Source organism: Lactobacillus sp. ESL0700 (assembly GCF_029392095.1).
In the GTDB taxonomy this organism is placed as follows: Bacteria; Bacillota; Bacilli; order Lactobacillales; family Lactobacillaceae; genus Lactobacillus.
In genome coordinates, this window is the sequence record NZ_CP113930.1 from 1,047,492 (window position 1) to 1,069,918 (window position 22,427).

23 protein-coding genes are annotated in these 22,427 nt (G+C 37.7%); 3 read left to right on the forward strand and 20 right to left on the reverse strand.

The genetic code is table 11. The annotated features are described in order from the left end of the window. Positions 1 to 4: 4 nt before the first annotated feature. Positions 5 to 1,390, reverse strand: a complete 1,386-nt coding sequence (locus tag OZX63_RS04960) for a Na+/H+ antiporter NhaC family protein (protein WP_277142015.1) — start codon at positions 1,388 to 1,390, stop codon at positions 5 to 7. A gap of 206 nt (positions 1,391 to 1,596) precedes the next feature. Here OZX63_RS04960 and OZX63_RS04965 point away from each other — a divergent pair, with 206 nt between their 5' ends. Continuing rightward, complete coding sequence (locus OZX63_RS04965; protein WP_277142017.1) at positions 1,597 to 2,769, forward strand: iron-containing alcohol dehydrogenase; 1,173 nt, start codon at positions 1,597 to 1,599, stop codon at positions 2,767 to 2,769. 314 nt (positions 2,770 to 3,083) lie between these two features. Here OZX63_RS04965 and OZX63_RS04970 read toward each other — a convergent pair whose 3' ends face one another. The 9 genes from OZX63_RS04970 to OZX63_RS05010 form a co-directional block, all read right to left on the reverse strand. Then, positions 3,084 to 3,920, reverse strand: coding sequence for a hypothetical protein (locus OZX63_RS04970; protein WP_277142019.1), 837 nt, complete (start codon positions 3,918 to 3,920; stop codon positions 3,084 to 3,086). A 26-nt stretch (positions 3,921 to 3,946) separates the two neighbouring features. After that, on the reverse strand, positions 3,947 to 4,765 hold the full coding sequence (locus OZX63_RS04975) for a hypothetical protein (RefSeq protein WP_277142022.1): 819 nt from the start codon (positions 4,763 to 4,765) through the stop codon (positions 3,947 to 3,949). Positions 4,766 to 4,785: 20 nt separating this feature from the next. Next, positions 4,786 to 5,622, reverse strand: a complete 837-nt coding sequence (locus OZX63_RS04980; protein ID WP_277142024.1) for a hypothetical protein — start codon at positions 5,620 to 5,622, stop codon at positions 4,786 to 4,788. 13 nt (positions 5,623 to 5,635) lie between these two features. Further along, positions 5,636 to 6,466, reverse strand: coding sequence for a hypothetical protein (locus OZX63_RS04985; protein ID WP_277142026.1), 831 nt, complete (start codon positions 6,464 to 6,466; stop codon positions 5,636 to 5,638). Further along, entirely contained in the window at positions 6,466 to 7,173 is a 708-nt protein-coding gene (locus tag OZX63_RS04990; protein ID WP_277142028.1) for an ABC transporter ATP-binding protein, read from the reverse strand. Before OZX63_RS04990 ends, OZX63_RS04985 begins: the two co-directional genes overlap by 1 nt. An 11-nt stretch (positions 7,174 to 7,184) precedes the next feature. After that, positions 7,185 to 7,538 carry a GntR family transcriptional regulator gene (locus OZX63_RS04995; protein ID WP_277145100.1) on the reverse strand — a complete coding sequence of 118 codons (354 nt, stop codon included), beginning with the start codon at positions 7,536 to 7,538 and terminating at the stop codon, positions 7,185 to 7,187. Between the two features lie 305 nt (positions 7,539 to 7,843). Then, positions 7,844 to 9,085: a peptidase T gene (gene pepT, locus OZX63_RS05000; protein ID WP_277142030.1), complete on the reverse strand. Its 1,242-nt coding sequence runs from the start codon at positions 9,083 to 9,085 to the stop codon at positions 7,844 to 7,846. Between the two features lie 14 nt (positions 9,086 to 9,099). Further along, complete coding sequence (locus OZX63_RS05005) at positions 9,100 to 9,897, reverse strand: Nif3-like dinuclear metal center hexameric protein (RefSeq protein WP_277142033.1); 798 nt, start codon at positions 9,895 to 9,897, stop codon at positions 9,100 to 9,102. Continuing rightward, entirely contained in the window at positions 9,884 to 10,573 is a 690-nt protein-coding gene (locus OZX63_RS05010) for a class I SAM-dependent methyltransferase (protein WP_277142035.1), read from the reverse strand. The genes OZX63_RS05005 and OZX63_RS05010 overlap by 14 nt, the downstream gene beginning before the upstream one ends. Positions 10,574 to 10,757: 184 nt before the next feature. Between OZX63_RS05010 and OZX63_RS05015 the strand changes: the two genes are divergently transcribed. Next, on the forward strand, positions 10,758 to 11,198 hold the full coding sequence (locus OZX63_RS05015; RefSeq protein ID WP_277142037.1) for an 8-oxo-dGTP diphosphatase: 441 nt from the start codon (positions 10,758 to 10,760) through the stop codon (positions 11,196 to 11,198). Between the two features lie 50 nt (positions 11,199 to 11,248). Here the strand turns inward: OZX63_RS05015 and rpoD are convergent, their stop codons facing one another. From rpoD to rpsU, 10 genes are all read right to left on the reverse strand, one after another. Beyond that, a complete protein-coding gene (gene rpoD / locus OZX63_RS05020) occupies positions 11,249 to 12,370 on the reverse strand; it encodes an RNA polymerase sigma factor RpoD (RefSeq protein ID WP_277142039.1) in 1,122 nt (373 codons plus the stop codon). Continuing rightward, positions 12,370 to 14,187: a DNA primase gene (gene dnaG, locus OZX63_RS05025; protein WP_277142041.1), complete on the reverse strand. Its 1,818-nt coding sequence runs from the start codon at positions 14,185 to 14,187 to the stop codon at positions 12,370 to 12,372. The genes rpoD and dnaG overlap by 1 nt, the downstream gene beginning before the upstream one ends. Before the next feature lie 24 nt (positions 14,188 to 14,211). Continuing rightward, entirely contained in the window at positions 14,212 to 16,278 is a 2,067-nt protein-coding gene (glyS, locus tag OZX63_RS05030) for a glycine--tRNA ligase subunit beta (protein WP_277142043.1), read from the reverse strand. Continuing rightward, positions 16,271 to 17,188: a glycine--tRNA ligase subunit alpha gene (gene glyQ, locus OZX63_RS05035; RefSeq protein WP_277142044.1), complete on the reverse strand. Its 918-nt coding sequence runs from the start codon at positions 17,186 to 17,188 to the stop codon at positions 16,271 to 16,273. The genes glyS and glyQ overlap by 8 nt, the downstream gene beginning before the upstream one ends. 252 nt (positions 17,189 to 17,440) lie before the next feature. Then, positions 17,441 to 18,193 carry a DNA repair protein RecO gene (recO, locus tag OZX63_RS05040; protein WP_277142047.1) on the reverse strand — a complete coding sequence of 251 codons (753 nt, stop codon included), beginning with the start codon at positions 18,191 to 18,193 and terminating at the stop codon, positions 17,441 to 17,443. Next, positions 18,194 to 19,102, reverse strand: a complete 909-nt coding sequence (gene era, locus OZX63_RS05045; protein WP_277142049.1) for a GTPase Era — start codon at positions 19,100 to 19,102, stop codon at positions 18,194 to 18,196. It lies immediately after the preceding gene. Then, positions 19,102 to 19,626, reverse strand: coding sequence for an rRNA maturation RNase YbeY (gene ybeY / locus OZX63_RS05050; protein ID WP_277142051.1), 525 nt, complete (start codon positions 19,624 to 19,626; stop codon positions 19,102 to 19,104). Before ybeY ends, era begins: the two co-directional genes overlap by 1 nt. Further along, positions 19,626 to 20,582 carry a PhoH family protein gene (locus tag OZX63_RS05055; protein WP_277142053.1) on the reverse strand — a complete coding sequence of 319 codons (957 nt, stop codon included), beginning with the start codon at positions 20,580 to 20,582 and terminating at the stop codon, positions 19,626 to 19,628. Before OZX63_RS05055 ends, ybeY begins: the two co-directional genes overlap by 1 nt. A gap of 21 nt (positions 20,583 to 20,603) precedes the next feature. Then, the gene (locus OZX63_RS05060) at positions 20,604 to 21,047 is read right to left on the reverse strand and encodes a GatB/YqeY domain-containing protein (protein ID WP_277142055.1); all 444 of its coding nucleotides are present in this window, start codon (positions 21,045 to 21,047) and stop codon (positions 20,604 to 20,606) included. Positions 21,048 to 21,184: 137 nt separating this feature from the next. After that, the gene (gene rpsU, locus OZX63_RS05065; RefSeq protein ID WP_009560161.1) at positions 21,185 to 21,361 is read right to left on the reverse strand and encodes a 30S ribosomal protein S21; all 177 of its coding nucleotides are present in this window, start codon (positions 21,359 to 21,361) and stop codon (positions 21,185 to 21,187) included. A gap of 183 nt (positions 21,362 to 21,544) precedes the next feature. Here rpsU and OZX63_RS05070 point away from each other — a divergent pair, with 183 nt between their 5' ends. Next, on the forward strand, positions 21,545 to 22,372 hold the full coding sequence (locus OZX63_RS05070) for a pyruvate, water dikinase regulatory protein (RefSeq protein ID WP_277142057.1): 828 nt from the start codon (positions 21,545 to 21,547) through the stop codon (positions 22,370 to 22,372). Positions 22,373 to 22,427 lie beyond the last annotated feature (55 nt).

Sequence of the window (22,427 nt, forward strand, 5' to 3'; positions counted from 1 at the left end):
ATATTTAATTTGTTGCTTCACTTACTTTGTCTGTTGTTTTGGTTTCAAAATTATCGTAACCGGATTCTGGAGTAACTTTAACTCTAGGAAAATCAAAAATGACAAACAAAATACTGCATATCAGAGTTAGGTAGCAATACCAAACCCAGGGCATAATTGATACTGGGGATACTTTTGCCATTGCTCCCGCAACTAACAATTGACCAGCATATGGAATTAAACCTTGAACGTGGGTTGCATACATTGAAAGCAAAGTAGCAACTCTTGACCTTGCCAGATGGAATTTATGTCCAATTTCTTCAGCTAATGGTGCTACAGTGATAATTGCAATCGTATTATTAGTAGTTGCTACACAAAGTAAAGTTACGAGCATACCAATTGAAAATTCAGCTCCACGCTTGGTCTTAGTTTCTTTACCCAGCTTATCCATTAACCACTGGATTCCGCCAAGATACTTCATAACTTCAACTAGTCCACCAACAAAAATTGCAATAATGGACATATCTTCCATTCCAGCCATTCCACTTTGAACATAAGTCATCGAACCAATTAAGCTAAAGTCACCATGAATAATTCCAATGACTATACCTGATAAAACTCCAATAATCATTACTGGCATAACATTCATTCCGACAAGAGATAGGATAATAACCAGTAAGTAAGGAATAATATCAACTAAGTTATATGAATATGAACCGCTCATAGAGACAGTTTTAATAGGATAAATAGCTAATAAAATAATATTAATTACAAGGGCTGGAAGATAAGTGATGATGTTTAATTTGAACTTTTCACGTTGCATTACGCCTTGAGTTTGTGCGGAAGCAATAGCAGTTGCAGAAATAAATGAGTTATTATCACCAAACATTGCCCCACCAACAACGATACCAGCCATTAATGCTGGATTAACACCGGTCTTAACAGCCACATCAACAGCTACAGGCATTAATGCAGCAACAGTACCCATTGAAGTACCCATAGCAAAACTCAAAATACAGCCAATAACGAATATTCCCGGTAATATCATTTGCGATGGTAATAAACTTAGTCCCAAATTGGTAATTGAAGAAACCGCATGCATTTTAGTAGCAACACCTTGAAAGGCACCAGCTAAAATGAAAATTACCACCATCATGATTAAGGTTGGCTCACCACCACCCTTACAGAATGTCATTACTTTTTGGTCAAAGTTTTGTTTTTCTGTTCCTTTTGGTGGTGTTAGTGCAAAAGAAACCATTGAAGCAATAATCATTCCGACTAGTAATGGCATACTGTCAAACTTTCCAGTTATAAAACCTGTTAATGCATACAAAATCAAAAATACAATTAAGGGCATTAGCCCCATGAAACTACCGCTTTTCGATTGAGATAGTTCTTTTTTTTCGTTCATTACAGACCTCCTTTAGTTAAGATCTTTTGATAAGTTTTTAGTAAGCGCTCACAGTTATAGATTATAATCATAAACAAAATAAATTCAACATAAAACCAAAAAAAGATAACTTTTTATATTTTTATTTTGGTTTTTATTGTTTTTAATTGATTTTTGTGCAATACTGTAAGCGCTGTAAGTTATAAAAGTTTTTAAGGAGGTTTATTTTGCAGAATTTTAATTATTACAACCCAGCTAATATGTATTTTGGTAAGGGTGAAGAAAAAAAGGTTGGTCAATTAACTAATGAATTAACTAAAACCAAAAATGTCTTAGTTCTATTTAGTGGTGATTACTATAATTTCCTTGGTATTTCGGCTGTAATTAAGGAGCAATTTAATAAATTTAAAATCAACTATATTGAAAATGGCGATATTGTTCCTAATCCAGAAGTTTCTTTAGTAAATAAGCTAGCTAATATTGTGCGTGAGAATAAGATCGATTTTATTTTAGCCGTTGGCGGTGGCTCCGTTATTGATACAGCAAAGGCTGTTTCATTTTCAGCACTTTATGATGGTGATGCATGGGACTTTTTCCAAGGTAAAGTAACAGTTGAAAAATCCCTACCAATTGGTGTAATTTCAACTGCTGCATCATCTGGCTCTGAAATGTCAAATGCTACCATTATCGACAATGGTGAGTTTAAGCTTGGAGTAGAAACGAATTTAATTATTCCTAAATTTTCAATTTTGAATCCTGAATACACATTAAAGGTTCCTGCATTCCAAACAGGAGCTGGTATTTCTGATATGATGTCTCATATGCTCGAAAGATATTTTACGACAGTTAAAGATGTTAATTTAACTGATCGCATGCTTGAAGGAGCAATGACCGCTCTAATGGCTACAGCATACAAGTTAACTAAAGATCCAACTAACTATGAATTACGTGCTGAAATTATGTGGACTGCTGTAACGGCCCACAATAACTCCCTTGAATCGGGCCGTGAACCTGATTGGGGTTCTCATCGAATTGAACATGAGCTAAGTGCTGAATATGGTATTACTCATGGCGAAGGAATGGCTATTGTCTTTCCAGCTTGGATGAAGTATGTCAGCAAGGAATTGCCAGATAAATTTGTTCAGCTTGCCAGTCGGATGTTTAATATTGACACTTATGCATTTTCACAAGAAGAAGTAATCGACCTTTTGATTAAACGATTTACTGATTTCTTCACTATGGTTGGTATGCATAAGAGTCTAAAAGAAATTGGTATAAAAGACGATTCTAAGTTTAAAGAAATGGGACTACATGCCACTCATGATGATAAGGTTCCTGTAGGTCACTACAAGAAATTATATTCTGATGACATCGTTAAAATTTTGAACATTGCATTATAATCGTGTTAATAATTTACAAATTATAATGAAAAAAACGTATAATATTATTTTGCTAATCATTTATTTGGTTTTAGTATTTAATATGGTTATTAAGTTTATTCCCAATGTATTGGCAATAATGCTTGCATTAGTAGTACTACTACCGTTAATCATTGCTAAAGTTAAAAAATATAATAAATAGTATCTTTAGATTAATAAGTTAAAGTATCTCCTTCATTTAATAATTCAATCTATCAGGCTATTACAAATTATTTATTGCACACAAAAAAGACCTTCAAATTATTGAAGGTCTTTTGTTGTTTAAATGTTACAAATCAATTGTTGGCTTTTGCTTCGACAAATTTATTAACTAAGTAAAGGTTGATTGCAAACAGTATCACAGCAATTAGAAGTAAAATGCCAACTGAGCTGCTGACGCCCGCTGTATATTGCCCAGCAATAAAATTAAGCGGATAGTGTAATGCCTGTGGTAAGAAATTGAACATCGATAAAATTGGCCGGAAAATGCCAAACAGGAAGAAAAACCAACATAGCATCAATATCACGTTGTTTGACCTACTATTAAAAGCATTGCTAATCAGTTGCCAGCAAAAGCAAACCAAGTTAATTGCCAAAATGACTACAATAACTAGCAATAACACTAAGCTGATTAATTCTACAAGCCTAACAGCAGTCATGCCATTGTAAGTAATAATTTGGCTGTCTTTATATAGTTCTTGTAGAAAGTCACTATGAAAGTTTTTACTCGTGATAAAAGAAATGCCAAAAACAAAACCTAACGCAAGTAATTGTAGAAATGCTAGATAAATTACACTAATAAGCGTGCTTGCAAAATCAATTAAGAAAAAATTGGTATCACTCACGGGAATTAGACGCCAAGTTTGACTAGTACAATTTTGCTGCGTCTTGGACACTGCAACTAGAAAGAAAACTAATTGACATAAAAAACTCAGAGAAATTATGAAAATCCCCCACTGCGGCAAAAAGTCAGTCATTTCCAAACGGTCAAAATAAACGTTCATCGCATTATGATTAAGCCAATTTAAGGCAGCAATAACAAATGCAGCAAGTAATTGAATGCCGATTAATAAGTGTGCTGTCCCTCTTTTTTGCTTAAACATTACGCCAAATAACTTAGTAAAGTTAGTCATTTTTATGCCTTCTTGCTGTTAAACAATTATTTATTTTGTTTTGCTTCAAATGATTTATTAATTAATAACAGATCGATTGCACCAACGAATATGTTAAAAATCACTAAAATGCTAATACTGCTCAATAATTTAAGCTTTGCTGCACCGACATACATTAATTCGAATGGTAATTTAAAAATTGGCAAGAGCGTGTTGGTGGCACTAACCCCGAGCCAGCAAATCAGTAAAATGATAATTACTCTGACAATTGTTAATGTCAGTTTTCCTGAAAGATGTGGTAAAAAGTCAACAATTGTCTGACTGCTGAAATTTAAAAAGCTCACTGTAAAATAGATAGCTAAAACGATGAGAATTAGTACAGCTATAATTTGGAGCCATTTTAACCAGCCAAGTTTAGCCATGTCGCTAAAGAAACTTACAAGCAGTGATCGTTGACCGCTCACTAAGTATTGCAGCAGCACTGGTCCGATTCCGCAAACAAATTCTAGTAAGACCAAGATGGCAAATGCAGCAAGTGAGCTAGCAACATTACTCAAATAAATATTATTCTCAGTTGTTGGAACTAATCGCCAAGTTTGACTACGGTTGATTTTTTCCGTATCAGATACAGTACCAATTAAACTGCCCAAGACAACGATGAATCCAGTCCACATAACGACTCTTGTTAAATTAAATAAAAAGCTATGAAACGTAGTGAAAAAAGGATCACCATGAATTGCAATTGCCCTAAAGGTCATCACACCTGCTAAAATAGCGGCAGCAATTAGTTGGATAACAATAATTTGCAACAACTTTTTGCTTTTACTTCTAAATAATTCTTCAAATAACTGTCCAAAACTCGTCATAGTAGTGCCCCCTACCTCAATTACTTATTCGGTGCCGCTTCAAAAAATTTACTAATTAAAAACATGTTGATTAGAATAAGAGCAATATCTAGCACCAAATAAATCAAAATTGCTTTACCTAAGCCGGTACTTGCACTGCCTAACAAACCCATTGGCGACGTTATAAGTCTGCCAAATATTTTAAACAGTGTCGTTAGCAATCTCATAATTAAAATGATTAATACAACCTGGACTATAAATACCCCGGTCTTACTAGACATCCCCGGCAAATAATCCATAATTGACCGCGTGGCAAAATTTAAAAAGCTAATAATTAGGTAGGTAAATAGACTAAACAAAATGATAAAGCAGATTATTTGTAAGACATTGCCAATTACAATATTAAAGTGCAATCCACTTCCGGCTTTAAATCCGTTGACAAAAGACTTAATTGTATCGTTGAAAACATCTTTAAATAGTAATGATCCGATCCCAACTAGCGCAGCAGTAATTAAAAATTGAGCTACCATCAGATAAATGACTGATACAAACGAGCTCAGAATATTATCCAAATAAAACATCTCGTCATTGACCGGTGCTAGGCGCCAAGTTTGGCTGCGATTGAAGCGCTCATTTTTAACACAAGTAACAATTAGATAAATTGGTAAGGCAACAAAACTAAAGAGACCGAAAAGTATGTAGCTTAATGGCTCGATATCGCGCCAATCTTCACTTGAAAAGTCTTTATTAATAATTAAATTGCCCACTGTAATTAACAAAATTGCCATAGCAGCGACAAATTGAATAATAATTACCGCATTAGCATTCCGTCTCTTTTGCTTAAAAAGTTCTTTAAATAAATGCTTAAAAACTGTCATTTTTTACCTCAAATTACTTATTTTGCTTTGCTTCAAAGAATCTGCTAATCAGGAACATGTTAATGGCTGCCAAAGCCACATCAAGTATCGTAAATAAGCCTACTGCTGGCCAGATAGTTAAATGTTCTACGCCCAGCATGTAGCTTAACGGCGAAGTGATAACTGGTTTAATAAACTGATAAATCTCAGTTAAAAGCCACATAATAGCAATAATTAAAATTAAGCGAATGATTGTCACAACTAGCTTGCTTGAGACTGCTGGCAAGAAGTCAACGATTGCCTGACTGCTAAAGTTTAAAAAGCTGATAACTAAGTAAACTAATAGTCCAAGCAGAATGGTAATTAACGCAATACCAAGTAAATCGGCAATCGTGGCATTACTTTGGTTGCCTTTTCTAATGGCCGCAATCATATCATCCCAGCCGTTTTTAACTCGCTTATTAGCTAAGTAGCTAATACCAAACAAAATTATCGAACTAATTACCTGCAACAAGGCTAAGTAGATGAAGTTAACAAACGAGCTAAGTGTGTTATCTAAATATATGTTGGCATCGCTCAGTGGCGCTAACCGCCATGTTTGACTGTGGTTAATTTGTTCAGTCTGAAAGCTAGTGATAATTAGATAAATTGGCAGATAAATAAAGCCAAATGCGAAAAAGAAAATAAATAAAAACGGTAAAAATAAATCTATTTTGCGCTCATTGCCACTAACTATCATATTTCCTTCAAAATAGGCAAATACAGTAGTAACGAATGCACTTAAAAATTGCAGCAAAATTATGACATGGGCCTTTTTACATTTTTGCTTAAATAATTCAGTAAATAAACGTTCAAAAGCAGCCATTAGTCTTCCTCATCCCCATCATAAAGTCCCTCGTAATATTGCTCAATGGTTTCATGATTGCTGCGAATTTCGTCGGCTGACTTATGAGCATAAATAGTTTGGTCTTTAATGATTACGACTTCATCAAGTAGTGATGCAATTTCGTTAACAAAATGGTCTGAAATAAGAATCGTTGCGTTATCGTTTTTCCAAAGAATAATCGAATTGATAATCTTTTTGCGTGCCATTGCGTCGATACCACCAAATGGTTCATCAAGTAAATACAGATCAGCCTTGCGAGCAAAAGTCAGGGCAATAATCAGCTTTTCACGCATTCCTCGTGATAATTGGCTAAGACGCATTTCAAGGTCTAGTTTCATGAATCTGCGCAATTGCTCAAATTCCGACTTATCGAAATCTTGGTAAACAACTTCGTAAAAGTCCACAACAGCCTTGATTTTAGTAGAATCATTAAAACCGGTTAAGCCATCAGTAAATGATAAATGTGCTTTTTTCTCAGCGTCCTTGTCAAAGCCATCAATCTTGACACTGCCACGGTAATTTTTAGCCATCCCACTAATAATCCGCATTAATGTGGTCTTACCTGCCCCATTTTCTCCAAGAAGTGCAACGATTTTACCCGGTTGTAAATCTAAATTGACATCTTTTAAAATCAGTTTTTGATTTTTCTTGTAGGTTACATCTTTGATTTCAAGTACATTTTCCATTACAAAACTCCTTACTTCAAATAATTCGTTAAAATCGAACTAAGCTGGTCATTTGTGACTCCCAAAGCATTCATGCTCTGCACAAACTTGTCTAACTCACCATTAATCAAATTTTGCTTAGTCTGCGCTAGTAAATCCGTATCTTCTGTGACGAAATTTCCTTCGCCGCGCTTAGTGTATAAAATTCCTTCATCATTCATCTGTTGCAACGCCCGCTGTACCGTATTTACATTAACCGTTAACTGCAGGGCCAATTTACGTACCGACGGGATCTTTTCTCCGGGTTGTAATTTGCCAACGACAATTTCACGATAAAGATATTGTTTGATTTGCAGATAAATAGGAATATTATCCTTAAATTCCAAAAGTTCACCTTCCGTTCTCACTGTACTATTTTCCTAACACACTTATATAGTAACCTATTTAGTGTTTTAAAGCAATCCTTTTTAAGTTAGTTCCAATGTTCCACAAATGCAATTTTTGTCATTGTGCAAATTAAAAAGCTCATTTTAGTTGATATATCAGCTTTAAAATGAGCTTTTTAGAAAATTAAGTTATTTGTGCATAACTTTTTAAAAATAAGCAAAAAGAAATTTTACTTAGAGAGACAAGCATTTGTTGTCCTCAAATATTTTTAATAAAACACTAGATTACTAATGATTTTGTTCCACTACTTATTATTAGTAACGTTCAATTCGGCCATCTTAACCATTACGTCAACGGCTTTGTACATTGACTCTAAAACGGTATATTCATAACGGCCGTGCATGTTTTCCTCACCGGCAAACAGATTAGGGCATGGCAGCCCCATGTAAGTTAATTGGGAACCGTCTGTGCCCCCACGAACTGGGTCTTCATTGATTGTCAAGCCCTCTGCCTTGTATGCATCACGAGCCAAATCAACAATATCCATGTGTTTAGCTAATTCATCAGCCATGTTGTAATATTGATCCCACATCTTAAGCTTAATTCGCTCAGTGCCAAACTCGGCGTTCATCTTGTCAACAATCGACTTAACCAAGTTCTTACGTTGTTCAAGACCATCACGCTCAAAGTCACGGATAATGTAGTCCAAATGTGCATTATCAACGGTACCAGTGAAGTTCATTAAATGATAAAACCCTTGCTTACCATCTGTTTCTTCTGGCACTTCCATTTGCGGTAATTGATTTTGGAAGTTGATTCCAACTTGAACGGCATTAATCATTTGACCCTTGGCAACTGCTGGATGCACGTTAACCCCCTGAATATCAAGACTGAACTGTGCTGCCGAGAAAGTTCCCCAATCTAGTTTACCAGGAGCTTCACCATCAACAGTAAAGGCAAAGTCTGCGCCAAATTCAGCAACATCAAAGTGTTCTGCACCCGTACCAATTTCTTCATCAGGGGTAAAGGCAAGGCGAATTTTACCATGCTTAACTTCAGGATGAGCAAGTAAGTATTCAGCAAACGTTACTAACTCGGATACACCACACTTGTCATCACCACCAAGCAGCGTATCACCAGATGCCGTAATAATCGTTTGCCCCTGATAGTTTTTTAAATGCGGAAAAACTTCGGGGTCTAAATAAAATTCAGAATCACCCAATTGAATTTTGGACTTGCCGTCATAATTTTCATGGATTTGCGGCTTAACATTTTCAGAGTTAAAGTCAGCCGTATCACTATGAGCCAAAAAGCCCATTACTGGTACGTCCTCAGTAATATTGGCTGGAATTTCGGCAATCACACAACCAGACTTTTGGTTATAATGAACGTCACTTAAGCCCAATTCCTTCAGGTCACTCATGATAACTTGCTTTTGAAAGTTTTCCTCTCGCTCTGTCGACGGAAAACGGTCAGAATGCTCGTCAGAACGTGAATTAACTTGGACATATTTTAAAAATCTTGGTAACAAATTTGGATATTCCATTTTTTCTCCTTAAATTAAACTAAATCTTGAAACGGATTGGTTGAAACCTGAGAAACAGCAACTTCTACCTGCCAGCCTAGCTCAGTATTCCACTTTTGCAGTAAGTCAAAGACCCGATACTTAAACAGCTTCTCGGTATAATGCCCGGGATCAACTACCGTTAATCCTGCAGAAATCATATCATGACCGGTATGATAATAAACATCCCCCGTAATAAAAGCGTCCAGTCCTTCGTCAACTGCACGGCGCCAATACTTACCACCATCACCACAAATAAAGCCAACACTGGAAATTGCTTTTTGATTATCGGCAGTGATTAGCCGCGCCATCTTGATACCCATCTTCTGCTTAACGTAGTAAGCAAAATCATAGGCAGTCATTTCTTGTAGCAGTTTACCCTTGCGTCCGATTGCAATGCCGTCATCGTCCAAGCAAAATGGCTCAACGTCAATCAGTCCTAGTTCTTCTGCCTGCCAATCACTTGAACCATTTTGCGCCTTATCGGAATTAGTGTGGATTGAATAGACAGTAATGCCATGCGCAATAATCTGACCATACATCGCATTTTGCGGATCAGCAAAATCTAAATTGCGCGCCGGATGAAACATTAATGGATGGTGACTAATGATCAAATTAGCACCTTGATTAATCGCTTCTTCAACAACCTGTGGCCGCACATCAAGTGTGGTTAGCACTTTGGTAACTGGCTGCTCCAGCGAGCCAATTTGCAGTCCGACAGGGTCACCCTGACTAGCAATTTCTTCGGGAAAATCTTGCCGCAAACGCTTGACTATCTCTTTAACTTTGGTCATCCAATTCCTCCTTAATCATTGTAATTTCATGTTCAATTTGCTCAATATGCTCAGTGTCTTTATTTTTGGCCTTGTTGAGATTAACTAGTAAATTCTGGTGGTATGCTAATTGACCGCGCCACTTTTGGTAGAAGACCGGATTTTTAGCTTTTAAAATTAATGGGCCAAAGAAAATTTCTGCGTCAGTTAACTTCACTGGGGCTGACACATGAACGGCCTTAATTAGCTCATAAGTATGACCAGCTTCTGCAATTAAGTCCTCGGCTTCAATCTGATAACTATGGTCTACCAGCCACTTGCGTACGCCGGGTTCGCCAACGTTGGGTTCAAGCACTAAGGTTGGAAACTGAAAGTCATTTTGCCAGGCCGTATCAAGGATCTCCGTCATTAATTTACCGCCCATTCCAGCAATCACAACCGTATCAATCCGATCTTCATGAGTGATTGTTTCAAGACCGGCACCTAGCCGCACATCAATCTGCTGCTCAAGCCCGGCCTGAGCAATATTCTCTTGGGCATTGGCCAGTGGACCTTGAGCAATATCACTAGCAATTGCAAAGTCGATTTTGCCAGATTGCACGAGTGCGATTGGCAAGTAAGCGTGGTCGGTGCCGATGTCAGCTACCCGCGCTCCCTGATCAATCATTTGTGCTAAAGTATTTAACCGTAAATTCATTTTTGTTCCTCTGCTCTCTAGGTATCACTCAAATTTTAACATAATAAAATTAGTAGTTGCAGTCAGTAAAATAAAAATTACTAGCTGTTTATTATTTTTTCTTTTTGACAAGTGAAAATTCACGGCTTTTTCAAGAAAATGGTTAGTGGTAAGATGATAAAGAAACGAAAAATTAGGAGGATTTATGGATAGAACTGAACGAGTTACGTTAACCAATATGTGCATGATAACTAGCGGTGACCAAATTTTAGTTTTAAATCGCAATGATCCCACTTGGCCCGGATTAACTTTCCCCGGTGGCCACGTTGAAGCACACGAGTCATTCCACGATTCTATTGTTCGCGAGGTTAAAGAGGAAACCAATTTAACAATTAGTCACCCTCGTTTAGCTGGGATTAAACAATTCTACGATGATAACGATCACCGTTACATTGTATTTTTCTATATTGCCAATGAATTTACGGGTAAAGTGAAAGCCTCAAATGAAGGTTCTTTAACTTGGATGAGTAAGGATGAACTAATGAGCCACAAGCTTGCCTATAATTTTGACCGTGATTTGCTCGTTTACTTTAATGAACAGATTTATGAGCATTTGCTTGACGGCAAACGTGACGAATTATTTTAAATAAAAAAAGATGATTGTATCGCAATGGATATAATCATCTTTTTTGGTTATTAATCTAAGAAATCACGTAATTGGTTAGAACGGCTAGGATGACGCAACTTACGTAAAGCCTTCGCCTCAATCTGCCGAATCCGCTCACGCGTTACGCCAAAGACTTTTCCTACTTCTTCAAGTGTCCGTGTCCGTCCGTCATCAAGACCAAACCGCAAACGTAAGACGTTTTCTTCACGATCAGTTAAAGTATCAAGTACTTCTTCCAATTGCTCCTTGAGCATTTCATAAGAAGCATGTTGTTCAGGACTGGTTGCATCCTTATCCTTAATGAAATCACCTAAGTGTGAGTCGTCTTCTTCACCAATTGGTGTTTCAAGCGACACTGGTTCTTGTGCAATCTTTAAAATATCGCGGACTTTGCTTGTTGGCATGTCCATTTCAGCACCAATTTCTTCAGGTACTGGCTCACGACCCAAGTCTTGCAACAATTGCCGCTGAATCCGAATTAGCTTATTGATGGTTTCAACCATATGAACTGGGATTCTGATTGTCCGGGCTTGATCGGCAATCGCACGCGTAATTGCTTGCCGAATCCACCAAGTGGCATAAGTTGAGAACTTAAAACCAAGACTATAGTCAAATTTATCTACAGCCTTCATTAAGCCCATGTTTCCTTCTTGAATGAGGTCAAGGAAGGACATCCCGCGGCCAACGTAGCGTTTAGCAATGGAAACAACTAACCGCAAATTAGCTTCTGCTAATTCTTGCTTAGCTTCTTCATCGCCCTTTTCAATTCTTTTGGCTAAAGAAATTTCTTGGTCAGCGTTCAATAGCGGCACCCGACCAATTTCCTTCAAGTACATCCGAACTGGATCGTTCATGCGAACACTTGAAGGAGCTGACATATCTTTTAATTCAGCTTTTTCAACGTCTTTTTGCTTCTTTAAGGCTAATTTTGATGGTTCGCCTTTTTCGTCAACGATACTGATACCGTTGTCTTCGAATTCTTGCACCAGTTGGTCAACGGCCTTACCCTGCAGCTTATATGGCTCAATTAACTGCTTAGTAAACTCGTCTTCAGTAATTGCCTTGTCTTTTTTAACTTCCTTGACAATTTTCTTAACTACCTTATCTAAAGATAGTTCTTCTGTTTTGCTAGTATTTTTCTTTTCTACCACTAAAAAGCCCCCCTTTGACCCTGAATTCTTTTTAACTGCAAAATTTTCTGAGTGATGGTAATGATTTCAGTCGTATCTGTTTTGCGCTTTGCATCTTGCAACTGATTTTCTAAATCTTTCAGCTGTGCATTGATTTTACGCATCTCGATTGCGGCCATCTGCTCTTCAAGTTCGCGGTCAGAAAAATCCTGGGGCATATCTGTCATTTCAGTACTTACTATTATACCTTGAAGTTCGTCAGGAATAAAATCTAAAAAACTATTTATTTCAGGATTTTCGTGTTCTTCACTAAATTTTAACCATAATTCAGCTAAATCCGCATATTTTTCATCGGGAAATAAAAAATTATTTTCAAGTAAAAAATCACGCGCGTGTTCCGAATGCATAAAAAGATATAACAATCGCGTTTGAACCGGATCGATTTTAGCTGTTTGATTACCCTCAATAATTGGTGTTGAATCGTCTTCTAAAATGGGATCAACTGGGCCGACATTATTTTTATGTCTTTGCGCTGCGTTATTAATTCGCCGTTGCCGAAGCAGATTGACCTTGAGTGAATCCTTAGACACATTTTGAGCCTGAGCAATTCGTTCCAAATAAAGGTCCTGCTCAACGGGATTGGACAGCTCCGCGATTTCTTTAACGGCATCGCTAAGATAAGCGATTTTTTCACGGTCATTAGCTAGATTGTACTTTTGAGCTAATCGCTTTAAGAAAAAGTCGGTTGGCGTTAGCGCACCTTTAATTTCATCACGATACTTTTCCACACCGTATTTTTTAACATATTCGTCGGGGTCCAACTTTTCCGGTAAAACAACAATCCCAATATTAAAGCCGCCAGCCTTATCGAACATCTTAGCTGCTCGTTCTTCAGCGTGAACTCCAGGATCGTCGCCATCATAATTGATAACAATATTTTTTGTGATGCGGCGCAACATGTACACTTGCTGATCGGTCAAGCTTGTTCCCATCGAGGCAATTCCGGACTTAATTCCGGCTTTATATGCCGCAATTACATCCATGTACCCTTCGTACAAGACCAAATGTCCTTCTTCACGAGCTGCCTTTTTAGCTTCCGCAAAGTGAAATAGCAGCTTAGATTTAGTAAAAATCTTCGTTTCGGGACTATTGATATATTTAGCTTCTGTTTTGTCCGTTGACAAGCGTCTGCCAGAAAAACCAATGACATAGTTACTTTCATTACTTAGCGGGAACATTAATCGATCGCGAAAACGATCAAAGAGTTCACCATCTTGTGTTTGAACAAATAACCCGCTAGCAGCTAATTCATCATCTGAATAACCATGTCCGCGCAAATATGTCAACAAGAGATTGTTTTGCTTCGGCGCATAGCCGATTTTGAAGTGAGCAATAATCTCATCATCAAGTTCACGGGATTGAGCATATTCCAATCCGCGTTTACCGGCATTGGTTGAGGTTAATACTCGCTGATAAAAGTCACAGGCATCCTGATGCATTTTAAGCAATGGATTAGTAGTATGACCTTGTGATTGCCCCGTTTCACCAATATCAATGTGAGCAAAATCGGCAACTTTACGAACACTTTCTGGAAAAGTTAAATTATCCTTTTCCATCAAGAATTTAAAAACATTGCCACCTTTGCCGCAGCCAAAGCATTTAAAGAACTGCTTTTCTTCATTAACGGTAAATGACGGCGTTTTTTCTTCATGAAAAGGGCAAAGACCAATGTAGTCTTTGCCTTTCTTTTCAAGTGAGACATACTGGCTGATTACATTGACAATGTTAACATTATTGCGAACTTTAGCAATCGTTTCTTCTGGAATTAAACCAGCCATTCATATCACCCATTCTTGATTAACTTATTTAATAACTAATTTACTCAAATTGCCTAGACGTTCAGCCAAGTCACCAATCGTATTTAATTGTGCTAAGCGGTTGTTCTTAACAGCCTCATCCTTAGCCATAATCATATTAGTGTCAAAGTAGCGGTCAATAACTGGTTGTAATTTAACAAACCCATCATAAAGTTCAGTTAAATCAGTCAATGACTGCAAGTTTTGAACACCAGCATAAAGCTCATTTTCAGTTACATCGCTAAACAGATCTGGATTAATCTGAACCTGACCCTTAAATTTAGCCTTTTTCAGAATGTTATTAATTCGTGTCAAACTTTCAACAACAGGCTTGAACTGCTCATCATCATGGTGTGATTGCAAAACAGTAGCTGCAGTTAAAATTTGAATTGGATCTTGTTGACTAGAAGCAAGAACTGCATCGATAATGTCGTACTTGAACTTATTCTTTTGCAAGTATTGGTTAATCCGATCACGAATGAAGGAAGCAATTTCTTCATCTTGACTCTCTGATTTTGGCATTTTTGCAGCAGTTTTACCATCAAGCAAGCTCACGATTTGTGGCAAAACTTGGTTAAACGGTAATGACCATTTTTGGTTAAGCAAAATGCGGACAATTCCGTAAGCATAACGACGCAAAGCATACGGATCGTTAGATGAAGTTGGAATCATGCCAGCAGCAAAGAAAGTAATGATTGTATCAAGCTTATCAGCTACTGATAATAGTGCACCAACGGTTGTTTGCGGCAATGTACCTTCTGCAGATAATGGCATGTAGTGTTCCTTAATGGCAACAGCAACATCCTCGTTTTCGCCAGCAAGGCGAGCATAGTGCATGCCCATCACACCTTGTAATTCCGCAAACTCACCGACCATTTGCGTAACTAGGTCAAATTTATATAATTCACTAGCCCGATCAAAGTCAGTTACAGTTAGCTTGTCCAAGTCCCATTTTTCTGCTAAAAAGTCACCGATAATCCGAACACGTTCAGTCTTTTCTGCCATTGAACCAATTTTATCGTGGAAGGAAACGTTCTTCAATCTTTGAACAAAATGACTTAGTGGGTACTTACGGTCTTCATCATAGAAGAATTGAGCATCGTCAAGCCGAGCAACCAATACCTTTTCGTTACCAGAAATAACATTGTCAAGATAGTCTTTGTTACCATTACGAACAGCAATAAAGTGATTAATCAAATTGTCTTGTTGGTCGTAAACTTCGAAGTAACGTTGGTTATCTTTCATTGAAGTAATCAGAACTTCTTGTGGCATTTGCAAGTATTTTTCATCAAAAGTACCAGCAAAGACAGTTGGATATTCAACCAAGTTGGTAACTTCTTCAAGCAAGTTCTTATCCAGCTTAATCTTCCAGTTGTTCTTTTCAACCAAAGCATTCATTTGCTGAACGATCATTTCTTTACGTTCGCCAGCATCAACAATTACAAATTGATCTTTCAATGCGTCTTCATAGTCATCCGCATTAGCAAGGACAACAGAATCACCTAAGAAGCGATGCCCTTCAGTTTTACGACCAGCAGTAATATCCAAAATTTTAACTGGAATAACATCGCTGCCAAATAATGAAACTAACCAGTGAATTGGCCGCACGAATTCAAAATCATGCGAATCCCAACGCATTTTAGTTGGGAAGGTCATAGCCTTAATAATGTCGCTCATCCCAAGCAAAATATCGCTGGCTTTTTTACCTTCTTGCTTAACATGAACATAAGCATATTCTGTACCCTTAAGTTCCTCAAAGTAAATATCGTCGGTTGTCATGCCTTGACCGCGAGCAAAGCCTTGTGCTGCCTTGGTCCAATTACCGTCAGCATCCTGAGCAATCTTTTTAGCTGGGCCTTTTTTAATTTCATCAATATCGGCTTGCTTTTCGACTAATTCCTCAACAACAATTGTTAGTCTTCGCGGTGTTGAATAAGTCTTAATATCCTTAAATTTCAAGCCGTTTTCTTTTAAAAACTTGCTAGTTCTGTCAGCTAGTTGCTTCACACTCCGTGAAACCACGTGCGCTGGCATTTCTTCAATTCCAATTTCAAATAAATAATTTTTAGTCATTTTCAAGCCCCGCCTTCTTGTCTTCTGCATTCTTTAATAATGGAAAGCCCCGCTTTTCACGTTCTTGAACGAAGCACACAGCTACTTCATGGGCCAAGTTACGGATTCGTGCCAAATAGCCTGCACGTTCAGTAACTGATACAGCTCCACGTGCATCAAGCAAGTTAAAGGTATGTGAGCACTTCAAAATATAGTCGTAAGCAGGTTGAACCAAGTTTTGACTTAGTAAGCGCTTAGCCGTCTTTTCATAAACATCAAAGAATTTTAACAAATTCTCTTGGTTAGATTCTTCAAAGGCATACTTAGAATTCTCGTATTCTGCTTCTTTAAAGATGTCACGGTAAAGTACACCGTTGCCCCACTCTAAGTCAAAAACAGAATTAACATCTTGAATATAAGAAGCTAGACGTTCAACACCATAAGTGATTTCACTCATGGTTGGCTTAACATCAAGCTCACCGACAGTTTGGAAGTAAGTAAATTGGCTAACTTCCATTCCGTCAAGCCAAACTTCCCAACCAACACCGGCACAACCCATCGACGGATTTTCCCAGTTGTCTTCAACAAACCGAATATCATGTTCTAGCGGATTAATACCTAATACTTGTAAACTATCCAAGTAATATTGTTGGATATTCTCTGGTGCTGGCTTAATTACTGCTTGAAATTGGTGGTGCTGGAACAAACGGTTAGGGTTGTCACCGTAACGGCCATCTGCTGGTCTTCTTGACGGCTCAACGTAACAAGCTGCCCAAGGTTCAGGACCAACTGCCCGTAAAAAGGTATACGGACTCATTGTTCCTGCCCCTTTTTCAACGTCGTATGACGGCATAATCATACAACCTTTGGAAGACCAAAATTCTTCCAATTTAAAAATCATTTCTTGAATTGTTAATTTTTTCTTTGCCATATTAATTCCTCCCTGCATTAGGCCATAAAAAAAGCCTATGCAAAACTTGCATAGGGACGAGATTTGATCGCGGTTCCACCCTAATTCAGAGAATATCTTCTCTGCTCTTAATTGAATTGGCTAGAGGTGCCTGTTTCCCAGATGTCCTTACACCAACGACACTCGCTTAACTGGTACTTTTTCTAAATTCCTCATCATTGCCAAAGCACACTGGTATTTTACCATAATCACGGGTGTAACCAAAGGATTTGGTTAAAATAATTTCAATTCATCTAAGAATTTTTTGGTTTTTAAATTAAGGTCAACTGTCTCTTGGTAGATTCGGTCAATGGCCTTGCGAGTTGCCTTTTTAGTTGCGTCACTAACAGCAATAGATCCTAATCGCTCAATCGGCAATAAACCAATTGTTCTTAAAACGGCTGTTTCTTTGGGCTCCAAATGCATGCGACTTGTTTCCTGATAAAAATGGTCGCTGCAGATAATCCCACCACGTTTAATTGAATAATCAAAAACGCCTTGACTTTTACCGCAAATAGCACAGGTGCGCAATTCAGGGGCAACCCCATAAGCAGCTAACAGCTGCATTTGACAAATTTGGGTAATCATTTCCGGATCAACGCCAGCATTGATTTTTTGTAAAGCAAACTCAGCTAGTGCGTAATACTTGCCTAAAGGTTGATATTCCACAAAAGCATGGTCAACCAAGTCTAAAATAAAAGAAGCATAAGCATTCTTAGTTAAATCGTTGAATAAACCATCAAATTGCTTTACTTCTTTATAAGTACGCAGATTGCTTAGCCCCTGACCACTCGTATAAATAATATACGTTCCGTAAGAAAAATTGAGTAGCGCTGCTCCTAATTTTGACTTAGGCCGTAAAGCTCCACGAGCAATCATTGTAATGATGCCATTTTCTTTGGTAATGATTTTAGCTAATAAATCCGCTTCTTTAAATTTTTGGCGTTTAAAAATAATGCCTTGAACTTCCTTAAGTTCACGTGTCATTTATGAAAGTGCCTTCTTGTCATAGCCAATTTGCTTCAAAAAGCTTGGGTCAGACCGCCAATTACGCTGCACTTTAACCCACAAATGAAGGTTAACCTTTTCACCGAGCAAGTTTTCAATTTGGCGGCGGGAATTAATACCGATCTGCTTGAGCATCTTGCCGCCCTTGCCGATAATAATCCCTTTTTGACCATCTTTTTCAACATAAATCGTTGCTTCGATTTGCAATTTGCCCTTCTCATGTTGGTTCATGCGTTCAACCCAAACGGCAGCAGCATGTGGCACTTCTTCAGCTGTTAACTTCAGAATTTGTTCACGTACTAGTTCGGCAACCATGAAGTATTCAGGCCGATCAGTAATCTGCTCGGGATCATAATAATCTGGACCTTCGGGCAAATATTGGTGCAATGTGGAGATTAAATCTGTGATGCCCACTCCCTGAGTTGCAGAAATTGGTAAAAATTCCTTAAACAAATCAAGCTTACGGTAAGAATCAATAATTGGCAGTAAGTTATTAGGATTAACTTGATCTACCTTATTGATTACCAAAAAGACGGGAACTTTAACCAGCTTTAGCAAGTTAACAATGTATTCGTCGCCTTTGCCCATTTTTTCAGGTTCAACCATAAATAAAACCATGTCTACATCGTTTAAACTAGAAACACTAGCCTTATCCATGTAATCATCAAGTTTTAAATGTGGTTTAAAAATCCCCGGCGTGTCAACAAAGACGACTTGCATATCATCTGTTGTGTAAATACCGGAAATTTTATCACGGGTGGTCTGCGGCTTACTAGAAGTAATTGCCACCTTTTGTCCAACTAAATTATTCATTAAAGTTGATTTACCAACGTTTGGTCGACCAACTAACGCAACAAAACCGGATTTATTTTTCTTATCTTCAGTCATTATTTACCTCTGCCTTCATCTAACTGGTCAGGATACAGCGGCAAGCCATATTCTTCAAGTACTTTACCCTGAATGCCAAACATTTCTTTTGCCTCATCAGGCTCAATATGGTCATAACCGTTAAGATGCAAAAAGCCGTGAACTAGGGTATAACCAAATTCACGGTCCCAGCCTGTTCCGTATTCCTTACTGTGACGCATAATCACACTTGGACACATGAACAAATCACCGATATCCTCTTGAAAATCAGGATCTGCAGTAAATGCTGCAAGGTCAAGACATTCGTCGCCATCTTCAATTGCAAATGAAATGACATCTGTTGGTCGATCTTTTTCACGATACTTCTTGTTAATTGCGTGACTGCGTTCTTCATTAACAAAATTGATACTCATTGCTAAATTATTGTCTTTAGCAATTTCCTTTTTAGCCAGTAACAATAACTTAGCAATCCAATCTTGCCAGTCACGATCGGTATTTTCTAAAAAACCAACCTCGTCGTTATAAGTAATTTCAATAGGCGTCATTAATGTCTTTCGTCCTCTTTCTCATAAGCATTAATAATCTTGGCAACCACCGGATGACGAACAACATCATTAGCAGTGAAGCGAATAAATTTAATTTGGTCAATGCCCTTTAAAATTCGCTGTGCATCAATCAGGCCACTACGCTGCCGACCCGGTAGGTCGACCTGCGTCATATCCCCGTTGACAATCATTTTTGAATTAAAGCCTAACCGCGTTAAAAACATCTTCATCTGTGCATCGGTTGTATTTTGCGCTTCATCCAAAATAACAAAGGCATCATCAAGTGTTCTTCCCCGCATATATGCCAAAGGAGCAACTTCGATTACCCCGCGTTCCATTAACCGGTCAGTTGTGTTAGTTCCCAAGATTGCATAAAGCGAATCATAAATTGGCCGTAAATACGGATCAACTTTTTCCTTTAAATCTCCTGGTAAAAATCCCAAAGATTCACCAGCTTCAACAGCTGGTCTAGTTAGAACGATCCGCGAAACCTCACCCTTTTTAAAGGCTGCAACGGCACAAACGACGGCCAAGAATGTTTTACCGGTACCGGCAGGTCCGATACCAAATACAACATCACTTTTTTTAATGGCTTCAACATAGCGCTTTTGCCCCATATTTTTAACTCTAATCGGTTTACCTTTAGCATCACGAATTAGAATTTCTTTATATAAATCGGCAAAATACTCTGTCGTGCCTTTATCCGCCATTTTCATTGCACTGACAACATCAGTAGCACCAATGTTAACACCGGTGCTCACAACGTTGTCTAAAGCCTTTAAAACTGCGATTACCTTCCGCGTATTTTCAACATCGCCATCAACAACAATTTGGTTTCCGGTATCAGTTACACTTAGATCGTAACCTTCAGCTAATAAGTTAAGATTACCATCATTAATTCCAACTAGTTTTTGGATGTTTTCTGGATTTTTAGGAATAAAATTGGTTTGAGCCAAAAACTTCGCTCCTTTTCTTGCTTAATTTAGATGATTGCGCACTGCACTAGAAGCTGCTTTACCATCAGCTTTGCCCTTAATCTTGGGCATTAAAGCCTTCATTACCTTACCAAAATCGGACTTACCTTTAGCATCAACTTCGGCAATTGTTTTAACGACAATTTGTTCAAGTTCATCCTCTGACAACTGCTTAGGCATGTAGCCTTCCACAATTGCTAATTCCTTTTTGGTCTCATCAGCTAAATCGGTTCTAGCAGCTTTAGTAAATTCTTCAATCGACTCTTCACGCTGCTTCTTTTCACGGTTTAAAACGGTCAGTTCTTCATCGGAACTAAGTTCGTGCCCTGCCTTGATCTTTTCATTCATCAAGGCTGACTTAATCATTCGCACCGTATTCAATCTAACTTTATCACGTGCCTTCATGGCTTCCTTCATGTCAGCCATAATTTGTTCTGATAAACTCAAAAGTTCTCCTTCTTCCTAAATATAGAATCTAACTAAATTATAGCAAATCTAGTCCATGGTAGAAAACAATTAACGAAATTTACCTGTAATGTAAAAAAACGACCTCTATCAACAGATAGAAGTCGCTTCTTTATATATTAATAATGTCTACGTTTCCGTGCTGCTTCAGATTTAAGCTTTCTACGTACACTAGGTTTTTCGTAGAATTCGCGTTTGCGGTATTCTTGCAAGGTACCACTTCTTGAAACGGAACGTTTGAAACGACGAAGAGCATCATCAATAGACTCGTTTTCGTGAACGACTGTCTTGGCCATGTGTGATCCCTCCTTCCATTTCTTGACGTTACCGTCATACATTTATTTAAATTATATCAAACCTCACGCAAGGGTCAATACATACATGCAATATTTTTAAAAAAGTTTTTTTACAGCATTATTTTAACTAAATCTGTTAATGCATTTTTGAAAAATGTATAATTGATTAAAAAGGAGTTAACAATGAGCCAAGAAACTAAAAAAGAAGTCAACATCATTATCATTTCTGATTCTGCTGGTGATACTGCTTTTAACAACGCAATTGCGGCTGCTGCACAATTCCCTGATGCCCAGGTTAATTATCGCCGCTACCCATTTATTACCGATAAGGACAAACTTGATGATGTTTTTGAAGAAATTGAGCAATATTCTAATTTAATTATTATTTACAGTTTGGTTAAAGATGAAATGCAAATTCCGGTAATTAGATTTGTCCGGGAACACAAGGTTCAGAGTGTCGATATTTTATCCCCTGCCATCGAAGCCTTGCAAAAGGTCACAGGCATGCGGCCCCTAGAAAAAATTGGTGCCCAACACAAGATGAACCAGCACTACTTTGACCGAATTTCAGCGATGGAATTTGCCGTAATGTACGATGATGGTAAGGACCCTAAGGGCTTTTTGGAAGCAGACGTAGTTTTATTAGGAGTTTCAAGAACTTCTAAAACACCACTGTCACTCTTTTTAGCTAATAAGAACCTAAAAGTTGCCAACTTGCCGCTAGTGCCCGACACCCATATTCCAAAAGAAATTTATAAAATCAATCCCAAAAAGATTATCGGTCTCACAAATGACTTATCGGTATTAAATGAAATTAGACGCCAAAGAATGATTTCATACGGCCTTAACCCAAATACAACGTATTCTAATACTGATTCAATTAAAGCCGAACTTGATTCCGCAAAGAAGCTTTATGACAAGCTTGGTTGCTTTGTAATCAATGTTGCTCACCGTTCAATTGAAGAAACTGCGGCACTAATTATGAATCATTTAGGAATTGAAGAGCAATAATCAACAATTAATAAGCTTTTTTTAACAATTTATGTTTTAATATAAGAAAAATATT